Source organism: Mesorhizobium sp. M0894 (assembly GCF_040319725.1).
Lineage (GTDB): Bacteria > Pseudomonadota > Alphaproteobacteria > Rhizobiales > Rhizobiaceae > Mesorhizobium.
Genome location: NZ_JAMYOG010000002.1, coordinates 533326 through 548935, shown reverse-complemented (window position 1 = coordinate 548935; position 15610 = coordinate 533326). Strand labels below are relative to the sequence as shown.

The following is a 15610-nucleotide window of genomic DNA, read 5'->3' as shown; positions in this document are numbered from 1 at the left end:
CACCTTCGTCTAGAAGAGCATATCGAAGAAAGGTGTCCAGAGCTAGTCGGGCTACCCGGGACCTCTTACCCCCGGGGGCCTTCGTACAAAGCGCGACAAGTCCCCCGCATGAGAGTATATTGATCATGGTGCAGGTCGCGGTTTGCGTGGCCAATCACGCAGAACGGCAGCACCGTAAAACGCGACCTTACCGGACCCGGTCTGGAGGAATGGTCATGGCAAGTTTTCACGTGATAGCAGGCGCCAGCGAGACGCTGGAACACACCAGAATTCGAAAAATCGGTGTCTCCGATCTTTTTGATGCGCTCAGGCGTGGCGTCGATGATTTCATGGTCAAGCCGTCGCACATCGTTTTTCTCTGCCTGATCTACCCGCTTGCGGGGGTCGTGCTTGCCGTCTGGACATCAGGCAACAACACGCTGCCATTGTTGTTTCCGCTTGTGTCCGGCTTTGCGCTAATTGGTCCGTTCGCGGCGATCGGCCTCTATGAGATCAGCCGGCGACGGGAAGCCGGGCTCGATGCCTCGTGGAGGCACGCCTTTGAGGTCAGAAGTTCTCCGGCGCTGCCGGCTATTGCGGCGGTCGGCATCATGCTGCTTGCGATATTCATCGCCTGGCTTTTGACGGCCCAGATATTTTACCAGACCGTGTTCGGCCCGGCGCCGCCGCAATCGCTGTCCAGCTTCATCAGTGATATATTCGCCACGGGACGCGGCTGGACACTCATCATCCTGGGTCACGCCATCGGCTTTGTGTTCGCCGCGGTTGTGTTGTGCACCACGGTCGTCGCATTCCCGTTGTTGCTCGACCGCGATGTCGGCGCCTACGAAGCCATCCACACCTCGGTGCGCGTTGTCCTGGCCAACCCGATCGTGATGGCAGTGTGGGGCCTTATTGTCGCCGTCGCCTTGATCATCGGCTCGCTGCCAGTGTTCGCCGGGTTGGCGGTCGTGCTGCCGATCCTTGGTCATGCCACCTGGCATGTCTATCGGAAAGTTGTCGAATCGCCGCCGGCTACCAGACCGTGAGCTGAAAAACCTGTCCTCCGCACCGAGCGCCGGTGCGGGGAGGGTGGGGCAGAGCTTTCAATAGGCGGGGTGGCTGAAACGGGCCTGGCGCGCGTCTTTTGTCAGGTCGCGGAAATCCTTGCCGCTCACATGCACCAGCGTCCTATGGTCACCGCCCTCGAAATAGATTTCGGGAGCGTCGCCGAGGCTTTCATCGAGGACCACCGGCACATCATAGGCAGCGCCGATCGGCGGCACAGCGCCGACATCGCAATCGCCGAACAACGAGACCACCTCGTCTTCGGAGGCAAGTCCAAGAGGCTTGTCCATAACATCCTGCAATGTCGCGAGTTCTATCCTGTGCGTGCTTGGAACCACGGCCAGCGCGTAGCCACGGTCGTGGTGAACGACCACCGATTTGGCCATTATGCTGCCAGGCACATGTGCCGCAATGGCGGATTGTCTGCTTGTCGCCGTGCGGTGATGCTCGACGGTGTCGTAGGAAATGCCTTTCTTATCGATGAAGTCCTTCAGTCTGTTTGCGATGGTCATCTTGGGCGCCCCTTGCTGGTGTTCGCGACGCATGTGGAAACGCCGGCATCGCCTGTCGTTTCCGATACCAACAGAAATGGTCCAGCCGTAGATTGTTTCAAGGCGAAGGCTCCAGAACAGGACGGCCTGGATCCGGATTGCATGTCAGGGCCCGGCCCCGAAAAACGCCATTCGGGTGAGAAGGGTGTAGTCCGCTTCGAAGACCATCAGCGTCACGAATACCAGCACCAGCACCGGCGGCAGGATGATTGCATATGTCAGCGCCAGCCGTTCCCAGGCCATGTGCATGAAGATGGCGACGATCAGCCCTGCCTTGAGGATCATGAAGATCAGGATCAGCGACCATCTGAGATAGCCGTGGAGCCCGAAATAGTCGACCAGATAGGAGCAGGTGCTGAGGATGAACAGCCACGCCCAGACCACCAGGTAGAGCTTGATCGGGTGCTCCTGATGAACCTCCGTAGGGGTAACGCTGGTCGCCGTCGCATCATGCGTACGGGCGCTGTCGAGCGTGTGTTGTCCAAGGCCATTTGCGGTTGCTTCAGCCATGTCCTGCCTCTCACCAAAGATAGAAAAATGCGAAAATGAACACCCAAACCAGGTCGACGAAATGCCAGTAGAGCCCCATGATTTCGACGTTTTCGTAGCGGCCCCTCCGGCTGGTGAAGAAGCCGGGCCGTCCGACGTCGTAGTCCCCGCGCCAGACCTTTCGCGCCACGATGATCAGGAAAATCACCCCGATCGACACATGTGTGCCGTGGAAGCCGGTGATCATGAAAAAGGATGCGCCGAACTGTGCAGCGCCCCACGGATTGCCCCAAGGCCGCACGCCCTCGGTGATCAGCTTGGTCCATTCGAAGGCTTGCATGCCGACGAAGGTCGCGCCGAGTGCCGCGGTCAAAAGCATCAGGACTGCCGTCTTGCGGCGGTCGCGGCGGTAGCCGAAATTCACCGCCATGGCCATCGTTCCGCTGCTCGAGATCAGGACGAAGGTCATGATGGCGATAAGGATCAATGGAATGTCGGAGCCGCCGATGCGCAGGGCAAAGACCTCGCTCGGATTGGGCCACGGCACGCGTGTGGAGATACGGTCGGTCATGTAGGAGAGCAGGAAGCAGCCGAAGATGAACGTGTCGCTGAGCAGGAAGATCCACATCATGGCCTTGCCCCAAGACACGTTTTTGAACGCCCGCTGATCCGAGGACCAGTCGGCGGCGATGCCTTGCCAGCCTGCGGGCCGCGGCCCCGTTCGGCCGATGTGGGTCAGTGTCGTCTCAGCCATCCGCCCGTTCCTCCTAGGTCAGCAACCCTCGGCAAATGTCGATTAAAGTCGAAGCCCAGCCGGCCAGAAGAGCGAAGATGGCGAGCCAGACGAAAAGCAGGAAATGCCAGTACATGGCGCACAGCTCGACGCTCAGCCGAAGCCGCTGCGGCCGCGCACCGTTCCAGGCACCGACGGTCGTTCTGCCCAGGCCGACCAGCCCTCCCAGTATATGCAGCCCATGCATTCCCGTTAGCAGGTAGAAGAAGCTGTTGGCCGGATTGGACGCCAGAAAATAGCCATCCGCGCTCAGTTCCCGCCATGCCATAAGCTGTCCAACCAGGAAGGCGAGCGCCGTGAGTCCAGCGGTGGCGAGGCCGAGCCTGACCATGTCCACTTGACCCTTGCGCGCCGCGAGCGAAGCGCACTGCATGGCAATGCTGCTCAAGACCAGTACGCCGGTATTAAGCCAGAGCAGAGGCGGGATGGGCAGCGGCTGCCAATCCGACAGCGCCATGCGCATGAAGTAAGCACTGGTGAACAGCGCGAACAGACAGCCGACGACGGCAAGGAAGACGCCGAGACCGATCTTTGCGGTCGGAAGCGCCGATCGGTCCAGGGCGACAAAATCCCCGACCAAACCTTGCTCGAGCCACGGCCTCGTCATTAGCCGCTGATGCGAGAGCCACCACCCAGCAATGCCGGCGATCACGAGCAGGAAAACCAGAATGACGCTCATGCCGGCTCCCTGGAAGGTCCGAAGGAGCCCGGAACGTTTTGCGGTATGAAGTCCTCCTTGGCGCCCGGTACGCTGTAGTCATAGGCCCAGCGATAGACGATCGGCAGATCCTTGCCGAAATTGCCATGGCCCGGCGGTGTTTCGGCCGTCTGCCACTCGAGCGTCGTTGCCCGCCACGGATTGCCACCAGCCTCACGGCCATGGCGGATGCTCCAGATGAGATTGAACAGAAACACGATCTGGGCAAAACCGACGATAAAAGCCATGATGCTGATAAACGAGTTGAGGTGGTGGGCCGATTCCGTCATCACCGTCATATCGGTCAATTCGTTGTAGCGCCGCGGCACGCCCATCAAGCCGAGATAGTGCATGGGAAAGAAGATCAGATAGGCGCCAAGGAAGGTGACCCAGAAATGGAACCGGCCCAGCGTCTCGTTCAGCATCCGACCGGTGACCTTCGGATACCAGTGATAGATCGCGCCGAAGATTACGATGATCGGGGCGACCCCCATGACCATATGGAAATGGGCGACGACGAACATCGTGTCCGACAGCGGAACGTCGACGACGACATTGCCGAGGAATAGCCCAGTCAACCCGCCATTGACGAAGGTGACGATGAAGGCCAGGGCAAAAAGCATCGGTATGGTGAGGTGGATGTCGCCACGCCACAGCGTCAGCACCCAGTTGTAGACCTTGATGGCTGTCGGAACCGCGATGATCAATGTCGTGGTGGCGAAGAAAAAGCCGAAATAGGGATGCATGCCGCTGACATACATGTGGTGCGCCCAGACCACGAAGCTCAGTGCGCCAATGCCGACGATGGCCCAGACCATCATGCGGTAGCCGAAGATGTTCTTGCGCGCATGGGTGCTGATCAGGTCGGAGACGATGCCGAAGGCCGGAAGCGCCACGATGTAGACCTCAGGGTGGCCGAAGAACCAGAACAGATGCTGGAACAGGATCGGGCTGCCGCCGCCATGCTGCAATTGTTCGCCCATCTCGACGATCGCCGGCATGAAGAAGCTGGTGCCGAGCGCCCGGTCGAGCAGCATCATCACGCAGGCGACGAACAGTGCCGGGAAGGCGAGCAGCGCCATGACGGTGGCGGTGAAAATACCCCAGACGGTGAGCGGAAGGCGCATCAGTGTCATGCCGCGCGTGCGGCCCTGTAGCACCGTCACGACATAGTTCAAGCCGCCCATGGTGAAGCCGATGATGAACAGGATCAGCGAGACGAGCATCAGGATGATGCCCCAGTCCTGGCCGCCTGGCGTACCGGTCATGATCGCCTGCGGCGGATAGAGCGTCCAGCCGGCACCTGTCGGTCCGCCGGGGGCAAAGAAGCTCGACACGAGGACCAGCACGGCCAGGAGATAGATCCAGTAGCTCAGCATGTTGACATAGGGAAAGACCATGTCGCGAGCGCCAACCATCAGCGGGATCAGATAGTTGCCGAAGCCGCCCAGGAAGAGTGCGGTGAGCAGGTAGATCACCATGATCATGCCGTGCATGGTGATGAACTGGTAGTAGGCTTCCGGGGTGATGAAGTCGAACGTGCCGGGGAAGCCGAGCTGCAGCCGCATCAGCCAGGACAACACCAGCGCCACCATGCCGATCGCCGTCGCGGTCGCCGAATACTGGATGGCGATGACCTTGGCATCCTGCGAGAAAACGTATTTCGTCCACCAGCTGTGCGGATGGTAAAGTTCCATTTCCGCGACTTCGGCCGGCGGTACCGCATCTGCAGGTGTGATATCGACCATAGGAACACCTCCGTGCCCTTTTCGGCCATGCCCGACAGTTCGGGCCTGCCGCAATCTTTTCAATGCCGACGGCGCGCCGTCGTTCCGGCGTCTACTCTGCCGAGCCCATCTGTTGGGGCGCGGACAGCTGCGCAAAAGTCTGCTGCTGGCCAAGCCACGCCAGATAATCTTCCTGCGTATCGACCATGACCACGCCATGCATCATCGGATGCCCTTGGCCGCAGAGTTCGGCACACAGGACCTGGAAGGTTCCGGTCTTGGTCGGAGTGAACCAGAAATAGGTGACTGAGCCCGGGATCATGTCCATCTTGGCGCGGAATTCCGGCACGTAGAAATCGTGCAGCACATCGATCGAGCGGAGCAGCATCTTGACCGGTTTGCCAACCGGCAGATGCAGGTCGGCCGCTTCGACCACGACGTCGTCCTGGCCGTTGGCATCAGCGGCGATGACACCGAGCGGATTTTCAGCGTTGACGTCGCGAGTGTCGGATGTGCCGAGCTTGCCGTCCTTGCCGGGCAGACGGAAACTCCATTGCCATTGCTGGCCGACGACTTCGACCTCGGTTGCATCGCTCGGAACGTTGACGAAGCGGCTCCAGACGAACAGGCCGGGAACCAGCAAAGCCGTGACACCGACGGCAGTGACGACCGTCAGCCAGGATTCGAGCCGCCTGTTCTCAGGTTCATATGCCGCCTGATTGCCTTCCCGATGACGGAAGCGGAAGACGCAATAGGCCATGAAAAGAACCACGGCGGCGAAGACGACGCCGGTGATCCAGAAAGTTATGATGATGGTGTTGTCGATATAGTCCCAGTTCGAGGCAATCGGCGTCCACCACCACGGGCTCAGGAAGTGGAACAACACCGAGCCCACGACGATCAGAACGAGTACAAGCGCAACGGCCATGTCCCGTTTCCTCCCGGTATTCCAAGCGGCGCAAAGCCGTCTCGGGAAATACCAAGTGCATCATAACTTGATTTGCGATGAAAATTCTAGAGCCGGCGGTGGGAAGGGCAAAAATACCATTTCTCGGTGCTGGCGGTCCTTCGGTTCGGCGGTGATCAGCGGTAGCGCGCGGCAAACATCGTCAGCGTCGAGTAAACGGCAATGGCGAGCATGCCGAATGTGCCCGGAACGGCGATCGTCGGGGATCGTCGCGCGCAGGGTTCGATCCCCTGCTCGACCGACAGCTCGACGAAGGGAGTGGAGCCCCTTTATTGGCCGGCAGATGTCACCCGCCAAACTGTGTTGCCGACGTCGTCGGCGATGAGCAGGGCCCCGGTTTTGTCGACGGCCAGGCCGACAGGCCGGCCGCGCGCCTTGTTGTCCTTGTCCAAGAAGTCAGTCACCACGTCCTGTGCGGCGCCACTCGGATGGCCGCGGCTGAATGGTACGAACACCACCTTGTAGCCATTGAAGCGCGTGCGGTTCCAGCTCCCGTGCTCGCCAACGAAGGCGCCGGCGCGATACGCCTGGGGGAGGCTGGTTGCCGTGTAGAAGGCCAATCCCAGAGGGGCGACGTGGGAGCTCAGCGCATAATCCGGAACGATCGCTTTCGCGACCAGGTCCGGACGCTGGGGCATGACTCGGGGATCGAGATGCTGGCCGTAATAGCTGTATGGCCACCCGTAGAAGCCGCCGTCCTTTACCGACGTCAGATAATCCGGCACGAGATTGGGGCCGAGCTCGTCGCGCTCATTGATCACGGCCCAGAGCGCCCCGGTCTGCGGCTCCCAGCTCAGGCCATTCGGATTGCGCAAACCGCTGGCGAAAATGCGCGACCTGCCGGTAGCCCTGTCCACCTGCCAGATCGCGGCGCGGTCCTTCTCCGCCTCGATGCCGTTCTCGGCCACGTTGCTGTTCGAGCCGATGCCGACATAGAGCAGCGAGCCGTCCGGGCTTGCCACCAGGCTCTTCGTCCAATGGTGGTCGATCGGGCCGCCGGGCAGGGCGGTGAGCGGCGTTCCGGGCGCGGTGATCTTGGTGTCGCCGGTGGTGTAGGGATAGCGAACAATGGAATCAGTGTTGGCAACGTAGAGATCGCTTCCCACCAGCGCCACGCCGAAGGGCGAGCTCAGGTGGTCGAGGAAGACGCTGGTCAGCTCGGGCTTGCCATCGCCATCGGCGTCGCGCAGCAAGGTGATGCGGTTGCTTGGGCCGCTGTCGCCGCCCGAAGTGACCCACGATTCGATCCAGCCCATCACCAAATCCTTGGGCCGTTTGATCGGTTCGCCGCCCGGCGCCTTGGACTCGACCACCAGGACGTCGCCATTGGGCAGCACATAAAGTGAGCGCGGATGCTGCAAGCCGTTGGCAAAAGCCTGGATCTGCAGCCCCTGCGCGACTGTCGGCTTTTCGTCGTTCTTCCATCCTACCACGGAAGCGAGATGCATGGGCGGGAAGAAATATTGGATCGGCTCCGGCAGGTTTGGATTCGGCCCTATCTGACTGCTGGGATCCGGGTCGTTGCCGCTGCACGCTGCAAGAGTGATCGCCGCAGTGCAAGTAAGGATGGACGCCGCGATGCGCCCGGCCTGTCTGATGGAGCTTGCTACGCGCATCAATCCGCCACTCCGACGTGATGCCGGTACACCATGGACCAGCCCAGCCAACCAGTGAAGATGAGGATGAGCACGACAACCGCCGAGAGGATCAAGCCGGTGGGAACGATGGAGGTCCATGCATCGCGGGTGTGCACGAGCATGTTGATCACGGACAACACCAGCGCCAGCAGATTACCGAGCACGTGCGGCCAGGCAGGGGGCTGTGCCCTTATCAGCGGATTAGCCAGAAAATCGATCAACCCCACGATCGCTGCAAGGCAGCCCATGATCACGCCGACGGTAACCAGCCAAGCAGAGAAGTCCGCCCACATCATTTCCGCTGTTCGCCAATAGGCCAGATCCGTCAGCAAGGTGCCGACGAAGCAGGCGATCGGAAACGGCACGAGCATCGGATGAATGGGATGTCCCGCAATCCTGGCCGTCGAACGCGGATTGTCACCGACCATAATGCGCAATCCTTCTCAGATCTCGTCCAAACAAACTGGCATCCGGCCTCTGGGCGGCTGTTGCCGAGAGGCCGGCAGACGAACCATCGATCCGTCAGGCCCAAAAGGGCGCTGGCTGGCTGCGCCTGTTAGGCGGCGGACTGGGTCGGCGGGTTCTGGTACATCATCCAGAGCTCGATCGCGGCCAGGACGGCAACCAGAATGCCGATCACGACATGCACGGTCATCGCCGTGGTCGCCTGGAATCCAAGCACCCAGGGCGATACGAGAACCCACAGTCCGACGACCAGGTTCACCCACTCTTCCCAGACGGCAAATGCCGCGAGAGCGGCAATCGAAAGCACGACAATCAAGATTCCGCTGCCGAGGGCGTTCTGCGTCTGCGGGCCTGCCGCAAAGGCGAAGATCCAGGGAGAGAAGAACAGAATTGCCCCAAGGATCAGGTTGGCTACGTCACAGAGCCTGGCGTTTGTCCACTGGTTCATGGCATCCTCCATAGGGAGCGTTTATGGCTCCCGAGTTCGGCAAGGTGGTGCCTGAGTCCGGCGAGATGCGCCCGAAGCCGCTCACTCCGTGTTACGGCAGTGCCCTTGCCCGGCCGGAGTTCCGCATCTGGCGGTACTCCAGCCAAATCCGGCTATCTAACTGAATTCCGGGCTTTATGTTCCATTCGGCACCGGCACGCCTGGATCACTTGATGGTGATCGAGCGATCCAAAGCCGCAGTGGACATGGTCAGCGGCGACGTGCCAGCGGCGCGGACAGGCTCATTCTTTTCTCGATCCGGTGAAAACATTGGTCGTGGATCGCAGTTCTTGAAGACGAGACGCTCTTGCTCGTCTTGATTGCCGCCGAAGCTTGTTTGAGAGGCGACCGGTCCGGATTGACGCGCGATACTTTCGCTGCAAAGGTATCTTAACGACTTGTTTACCATGCGTCAGTCAGGGTTGGGGGGAATTTGGAACCGTTTCTGGGTGCGAACCGCCTTAATTGGGATGATCGGGCCGAACTGCACTCGACCGACACAACGGGCAGCTACCACATCGAGAATGTGCTGGCAGGCGGATCCAATCTCTATGAATTGGAAACGCGCGAGGTCGGCGATATTGCCGGCAAGGATATCGTCCACCTGCAGTGTCACATCGGGCTTGACACGATCAGCCTGAAGAATCTCGGCGCAGGCAGCGTGACCGGCCTCGACTTTTCACCCGCGGCGATCGCGGCGGCGCGGGATTTCGCTGCGAAGGCAGGCACCGACGTGCGTTTCGTGGAAGCGCCACTGTTCGAGGCGGTCGAAGCCCTGGGCCGGACCTTTGACATCGCTTACGTTACCTGGGGTTCGGTAAACTGGCTGGACGACGTGTTCCGTTGGGCGCGGGTGGTTGCCGATCTCCTGCGACCCGGCGGCCGGCTCTACATGGCAGAGGGCCATCCATTGATGTTTCAGTGCAATCGAAAGGCCGCGGCTCTGGAGTTGAAGCACGACTGGCGAACGCCGATAGCTCGGCCGCTCGCCTGGAACGAGGAACTGACCTACACCGGCGATGACCGCATCTTGAAGCATCCTCGCTATTATGAGTGGATCCATCCGATCAGTGACGTGGTGAACGCGCTGATTTCAGCTGGTCTGACGCTCGATTTTCTCAATGAGCATGACACGGTTTCGTGGCAGCACTTTTCATTTGCAGTGCGGGCCGGCAAGGATATGTACGGCCTGCCAGAGAACTCTCCCAAGATACCGATGGCCTATTCCATTGGCGCGACGAAGCGGAGCGTCGGCAAGATACCATATCTTGTGTCTCACAAGTCGATTGAGGGCCACTAGCCCAAGGTCAACGCTCTTGACGTACTCGGGTCGGAGCATCGAGGTGTGCAATGGCGCTCGTGTCTGCGGTCTTCCGAGCAAGGCTGATCTCGTTTCATGTTGGTCCGCTTCATGCAGCCTGCCTTCAACATCGCGCGGGCGGTGGTGTCGATGTCGACATAACAGCCGGCGTCAGCCATCGGAAAATGCGAAATTTTTCAGGAGTGTGAAGGTCAAATTAAACATTGAACGCTAATATTCCTCATCGGGTCGACCCGAGAACCTGAAATGGCAATTGAGGAATCGCCTATTGGCTTTTTTCCGCGCTAGGTTCGGCGGCATTAAGGAGGCCGTCTTTTCGTCGGCAAATATTCCGGCGGCGATCGCGTTTGTCGTCATCCTTATCAGCGCAGCGTTCGCGGAGCACCAGAACAAGATCGTCTCGGACCAGGCCGTCCGTGCGGACGTGCTGACCAAGGTCAACCTCATCCGCGCCAAGCTCGAAGGCAATATCAACGGAAACCTTCAACTCGTGCATGGACTGGTCGCTGCGGTCGTAACCGAGCCCTATATGGGACAGCAACGCTTCGCTTCGCTGGCGAGTAATCTGTTTGGCGCGAACTCGCAATTGAACAATATTGCCGGCGCGCCCGATCTGGTCGTTTCCCTGATGTACCCGATGGAGGGTAACGAGCAGGCGATGGGCCTCGATTACCGCAAGAACGAGCGGCAGCGTGCGGCTGCGCTAAGGGCGCGAGACGAACGCAAGCTGGTGCTTGCCGGTCCCGTCGATCTGAAGCAGGGAGGACAAGGCTTTATCGGTCGCTTTCCGGTTTTCGTGCGGAGCGCGGGCAATACGGAAAGGTTCTGGGGCATCATTTCCGCCGTTGTCGACGTGCAGCGTCTCTATCGGGCGAGCGGGCTGCTTGACGACGATCTCGGGATTGACATAGCGCTGATCGGCAGGGACGCTCTCGGCCAAAATGGAGACCAATTCTACGGCAATGAGCGGATCGGCAAAAGCGATCCGGTGACGGCCGACGTTTTGCTCCCGTCCGGTTCGTGGCAGATCGCGGCCATTCCCAAAAATGGCTGGCCTTCGACGCCAAGTAACGCATGGTTGTTGCGCGCGATCATGGCGACGGCCGGGGCCTTGGTTGTGTTCCCCTTCCTGGTCACAGGTCGCCTGATCGGCGAAAGACAGCGCAATTATGCGGAATTGCGTCGATTGTCACGACGCCTGGAACTCGCTCTGGAAGCCTCGGCTATTGGGGTTTGGGAACACGATCTCGCGACCAACGAGCTTACGTGGGATGATCGCGTAAATGAAATATATGGCAAATCAACCGGGGAGCACCGGGGCTACATAGACTGGGCGGGTGCAATCCACCCAGATGATTTGGCTACCGCCAACGCAGATTTCGACAGCGCGGTGGCCAGCGGACGACCCTATTTGTCGGAGTACCGGATTGTGCGTCCGGATGGCGAGGTCCGTCATGTCCGGTCCAAGGCGATCGTTTACCGGGTCGCAAACAACACTCCAAAAATGATAGGCGCGGAATGGGACGTTACAGCCGATGTCCTGCTGAACCAGGATCTGGTTCGAGCAAAACAGCTGTCCGAGTCGAAAAATGCAGAACTCGAGTCGGCCAAAGCGCGCATAGAGCACATCGCGCTTCATGACTCGTTGACCGGCTTGCCCAACCGGCGTTACCTCGACCAGGTACTGGAAGATTACGCGGCAAACGCCAGGCGCTCAGGCGGGCATGCGGCACTGCTTCACATCGATCTGGATCGGTTCAAGCACATCAATGATACGCTGGGCCACGCCGCCGGTGACGCAATGTTGGTTCACGCGTCAACAGTCCTCAGATCGAAGGTCGGCGACGAGGGATTCGTCGCCCGCATCGGGGGAGACGAATTCATCGTTCTGTGCGTGGTGCGCGACGATACCAAGCAACTGGCGCTGCTCGCTGACCGCGTCATCAGCCAGATGCGCGAACCGGTCTACTACCAGGGCCATCGATGCCGTTTTGGTGTCAGCGTGGGAATCGCAGTCGACAACGGAAAAAATATCGAAGCCAAACACCTGCTGGTAAACGCCGATATCGCGCTTTACCGAGCAAAGAGGCGTGGGCGCAATCGATACGAATTCTTCACCGACGCGATGCAAAGCGAAATCGTCGATACAAAGCGGATTGCCGACGAAATTCTCGGCGGCCTTGAGCGCAACGAGTTCATCCCCTTCTACCAGCCCCAATTTGACGCAAAGACGCTCGAAATCGTGGGGGTTGAGGCGCTGGCGAGGTGGAGACATCCAGAAAAGGGTATTTTGGCGCCCGATGTCTTCCTGAGAATTGCGGAAGAACTGAATGTGGTCTCGATCATCGACCAAGCCATATTGAAGCAGTCGCTTTTGGACTTCAAAGAATGGTCCGCTGCGGGACTCCACATTCCGCGGGTATCGGTCAATGTTTCGGCGCGACGCCTTCAAGATGAGGAGCTCATCAAGAGCTTGCGAGAACAAAATATCGAAAAAGGGACAGTTTCATTCGAGCTTGTTGAGTCAATTTTCCTGGACGAGAACGACGACCTTGTCACCTGGAATATCGAGCAGATAAAAGAACTCGGGATTGACATCGAAATAGACGATTTTGGTACTGGTTACGCTTCGATAGTCAGTTTGCTCAAGTTGCAGCCTCGCCGGCTAAAGATAGATCGGCAGCTGGTCACCCCAATCGCCAAATCGCCGCAAAGAAGGCAGGTTGTCTCGTCAATCATTGACATCGGCAAGTCCTTGGGTATCGAGGTCGTGGCGGAAGGTGTCGAGACGATGCAGCACGCACGGATACTCAAAGGCCTGGGCTGCGACATGTTGCAGGGTTATGCCTTCGGCTACGCGCTCGATTCCGACGGACTAAAGGCCTTTGTTCGATCCCGGCGGCTGCGCACAGCCAGCTGAGCGCCAGTCCCCGCATTTACCGGCGCGATCGGCGTTGAGCGTCGCATCAATATGCGCGTGGCAGGCCAGGCCGGTAACAATAAGCCTCAAATAAGCAGCAGGCCCTTCATGCTGGAGTGGCCTTTCCTGCCGATGATGATGTGATCGTGAACGGCAATGCCAAGCGGTTTGGCCGTCTCGATGATCAGCTTGGTCATCTCGATGTCGGCGCGCGACGGCGTCGGATCGCCCGATGGATGGTTGTGAGCCAGAATAATCGCCGTCGCCGAGAGCTCCAAGGCGCGCCTGACCACCTCGCGCGGATAGACCGGCGTGTGGTCAACGGTGCCGACCTGCTGCACTTCGTCGGCGATCAGTGCGTTCTTCTTGTCGAGGAACAGGATGCGGAACTGCTCCCGCTCCTCGAAGGCCATGACCGACCGGCAGTATTCGAGAACCTGCGTCCAGGTCGACAAAAGCTCGCGGCCGGCGATCTCGCCGCGCGCCATGCGCTGCGCCGTTGCGGCAACCACCTTCAGGTCGAGCGCCACCGCCGGGCCGATGCCCTTCACCTCCTGCAGGCGCTCGACGGGCGCGCCGAGGACCTCGGCCAATGTACCGAAGCGTGCCAGCAATGCCTTGGCGACCGGCTTGGTGTCGGCGCGCGGGATCAGCCGAAACAATAGAAGCTCGAGCAGTTCGTAGTCGGGGAGGGTGTTGGGGCCGGCAGCAAAGCGTTCGCGCAGGCGGTCGCGATGGCCGAGATAATGCGGCTTGTCGGCGGCCACCGCCTTCGCGGGCGATCGCACCGGCCTTTCGGGAAAGAAGGCCCGCTCGTCGTCGTCACCGTTCATGGCTGCCCCACCCAGCATTTGCCGGGCAAGGTAACGCCCGATCTGCCAGACACTAGGCCCGCAGGCCGGGGCGGTCGAGGTTTTTTGGCGATAGCGTGAAGATCTCGCAGCCGGTTTCGGTGACGCCGATCGTGTGCTCGTACTGCGCCGACAGCGAACGATCGCGCGTCACCGCGGTCCAGCCGTCCGACAGCACTTTCACATGCGGCCGGCCGAGATTGATCATCGGCTCGACGGTGAAGATCATGCCCGGCCGCATCTCGACGCCTTCGCTGGCGCTGCCGTAATGCAGGATATTCGGCGCGTCGTGAAACAGCCGGCCGACCCCATGGCCGCAGAAATCGCGCACCACCGAGCAACGCTCGGCTTCGGCGTAGGTCTGGATGGCGGCGCCGATGGCGCCGGTGCGGGCGCCCGGCTTGATTGCCGCGATGCCGCGCATCAGGCACTCATACGTGACTTCGAGTAGCCGCTCCGCGGCACGCTTGATCGTGCCCACTGGATACATGCGCGAGGAGTCGCCATGCCAGCCGTCGAGGATATAGGTGACGTCGATGTTGACGATGTCGCCGTCCTTCAACGGCTTGTTATCGGGTATGCCGTGACAGACGACGTGGTTGATCGAGGTGCAGGATGATTTCGTGTAGCCGCGGTAGTTGAGCGTCGCCGGAAGCGCGCCATGGTCCATGCCAAATTCGAAAACGAAACGATCGATCGCCTCGGTGGTGACGCCGGGCGCCACCATCGTCACCAGTTCGTCGAGGCAGCGCGCGGTGAGATCGCAAGCCTTGCGCATGCCGATAAAGCCTTCCTCGTCGTAAAGACGGATCTGGCCGGTGTTTCTGAGCGGTGCCGCGGCGGCGTCGAGATAGGTGACCATTTTTATCCGTCTTGCAGAGATGCGAGGCTGGATGAGCCTCGGCGAGAGAAATCTCCCCAGATTTGGCACTGGAAAGCGCAAGGTTCAAGGACGAACTGCCGGCGAACGGCCGAAGACCAGCGATATATTCACGCCTGAGGCATTCTCCTTGCCTGGAGCGGCCCATGCTTCGCCGGGTTCATTGGCTACCGCAGTGACGACACATTTCTAGGCGAGAAGTCGGCCCAAGCACTAAGCCGCTACGGCAACTTTTTGCAACGAACGGCGTCGCTGCGGGGGCGTCGGTTCGGGAGAGATCGAATGGACAGACTGCAATTCGAGGTGCCGGTGCGGATCGCGCCTGTGCCCGGCCAGCCGGTCGAGGAAATCTACAGTGTCGAGCAGGCGCTCGATTTCCTGCAAACGTGGCCGGTCCGCCGGAAGGGGCCAACCTACCAGGCCGCGTTCAACGCCTGTTTTGGTGCCACGGTGGACATCGTCGAGACCCAGGACGCATGGCGGGCCTTCATGGCCTTTTGCCGGGTGAGCGGCCTGCTGGCCAGGGACATGATGGTTCCGCGCAAGCGCGGCGGCGAGGCGAGGGGACTGCGGGCGTAGGGAGCCGTCGACATAATCTTCAATTTGTCTGGCAGCCTTTGCCGACATCCTCATCAGAGTGGTGGTCCGGCAAGGTTACGCAGCGCGTTAGCGATGGCATGTGCTAAGTACTTGAGGTCTCTGGTACGCCCAAGGGGAATCGAACCCCTGTTACCGCCGTGAAAGGGCGGTGTCCTGACCGCTAGACGATGGGCGCGCT

16 protein-coding genes and 1 tRNA gene are annotated in these 15610 nt (G+C 60.0%); 4 read left to right on the top strand and 13 right to left on the bottom strand.

The window, feature by feature from the left end; translation table 11 throughout:
* Positions 1–215 precede the first annotated feature (215 nt).
* Positions 216–1028 carry a DUF2189 domain-containing protein gene (locus NKH91_RS05980; protein ID WP_352844230.1) on the top strand — a complete coding sequence of 271 codons (813 nt, stop codon included), beginning with the start codon at positions 216–218 and terminating at the stop codon, positions 1026–1028.
* A 57-nt stretch (positions 1029–1085) separates the two neighbouring features.
* On the opposite strand, the gene NKH91_RS05975 is transcribed toward NKH91_RS05980, so the two are convergent.
* From NKH91_RS05975 to NKH91_RS05930, 10 genes are all read right to left on the bottom strand, one after another.
* Positions 1086–1559 (bottom strand): aminoacyl-tRNA deacylase, encoded by a 474-nt coding sequence (locus NKH91_RS05975; RefSeq protein WP_023720166.1) that lies wholly within the window; start codon positions 1557–1559, stop codon positions 1086–1088.
* Between the two features lie 144 nt (positions 1560–1703).
* Positions 1704–2108 carry a cytochrome C oxidase subunit IV family protein gene (locus tag NKH91_RS05970; protein ID WP_023720165.1) on the bottom strand — a complete coding sequence of 135 codons (405 nt, stop codon included), beginning with the start codon at positions 2106–2108 and terminating at the stop codon, positions 1704–1706.
* 10 nt (positions 2109–2118) lie between these two features.
* Positions 2119–2841, bottom strand: coding sequence for a heme-copper oxidase subunit III family protein (locus tag NKH91_RS05965; RefSeq protein ID WP_352482147.1), 723 nt, complete (start codon positions 2839–2841; stop codon positions 2119–2121).
* A 13-nt stretch (positions 2842–2854) separates the two neighbouring features.
* Positions 2855–3559, bottom strand: a complete 705-nt coding sequence (locus NKH91_RS05960) for a cytochrome c oxidase subunit 3 (RefSeq protein ID WP_352482148.1) — start codon at positions 3557–3559, stop codon at positions 2855–2857.
* Entirely contained in the window at positions 3556–5325 is a 1770-nt protein-coding gene (gene ctaD / locus NKH91_RS05955; protein ID WP_023720163.1) for a cytochrome c oxidase subunit I, read from the bottom strand. Before ctaD ends, NKH91_RS05960 begins: the two co-directional genes overlap by 4 nt.
* Before the next feature lie 91 nt (positions 5326–5416).
* Positions 5417–6232: a cytochrome c oxidase subunit II gene (gene coxB, locus NKH91_RS05950; protein WP_023720162.1), complete on the bottom strand. Its 816-nt coding sequence runs from the start codon at positions 6230–6232 to the stop codon at positions 5417–5419.
* Between the two features lie 308 nt (positions 6233–6540).
* Complete coding sequence (locus NKH91_RS05945) at positions 6541–7887, bottom strand: PQQ-dependent sugar dehydrogenase (RefSeq protein WP_352495411.1); 1347 nt, start codon at positions 7885–7887, stop codon at positions 6541–6543.
* Entirely contained in the window at positions 7887–8336 is a 450-nt protein-coding gene (locus NKH91_RS05940; RefSeq protein ID WP_023720160.1) for a DUF2231 domain-containing protein, read from the bottom strand. The genes NKH91_RS05945 and NKH91_RS05940 overlap by 1 nt, the downstream gene beginning before the upstream one ends.
* Positions 8337–8464: 128 nt before the next feature.
* Positions 8465–8821: an SPW repeat protein gene (locus NKH91_RS05935; RefSeq protein WP_051409696.1), complete on the bottom strand. Its 357-nt coding sequence runs from the start codon at positions 8819–8821 to the stop codon at positions 8465–8467.
* Positions 8822–9026: 205 nt separating this feature from the next.
* Entirely contained in the window at positions 9027–9269 is a 243-nt protein-coding gene (locus NKH91_RS05930; protein WP_156948109.1) for a hypothetical protein, read from the bottom strand.
* Between the two features lie 24 nt (positions 9270–9293).
* Between NKH91_RS05930 and NKH91_RS05925 the strand changes: the two genes are divergently transcribed.
* Entirely contained in the window at positions 9294–10160 is an 867-nt protein-coding gene (locus tag NKH91_RS05925) for a class I SAM-dependent methyltransferase (RefSeq protein WP_352495377.1), read from the top strand.
* Positions 10161–10521: 361 nt separating this feature from the next.
* The gene (locus NKH91_RS05920) at positions 10522–13101 is read left to right on the top strand and encodes a bifunctional diguanylate cyclase/phosphodiesterase (RefSeq protein ID WP_036245080.1); all 2580 of its coding nucleotides are present in this window, start codon (positions 10522–10524) and stop codon (positions 13099–13101) included.
* Between the two features lie 86 nt (positions 13102–13187).
* Here NKH91_RS05920 and radC read toward each other — a convergent pair whose 3' ends face one another.
* Both radC and map read right to left on the bottom strand, forming a co-directional pair.
* Positions 13188–13934, bottom strand: a complete 747-nt coding sequence (gene radC, locus NKH91_RS05915) for a RadC family protein (protein ID WP_023720155.1) — start codon at positions 13932–13934, stop codon at positions 13188–13190.
* Positions 13935–13986: 52 nt separating this feature from the next.
* On the bottom strand, positions 13987–14814 hold the full coding sequence (gene map, locus NKH91_RS05910) for a type I methionyl aminopeptidase (RefSeq protein ID WP_023720154.1): 828 nt from the start codon (positions 14812–14814) through the stop codon (positions 13987–13989).
* Between the two features lie 300 nt (positions 14815–15114).
* Between map and NKH91_RS05905 the strand changes: the two genes are divergently transcribed.
* Entirely contained in the window at positions 15115–15411 is a 297-nt protein-coding gene (locus NKH91_RS05905) for a DUF982 domain-containing protein (RefSeq protein WP_352844227.1), read from the top strand.
* A gap of 121 nt (positions 15412–15532) precedes the next feature.
* Here the strand turns inward: NKH91_RS05905 and NKH91_RS05900 are convergent.
* A tRNA-Glu gene (locus tag NKH91_RS05900) sits at positions 15533–15607 on the bottom strand.
* Positions 15608–15610 lie beyond the last annotated feature (3 nt).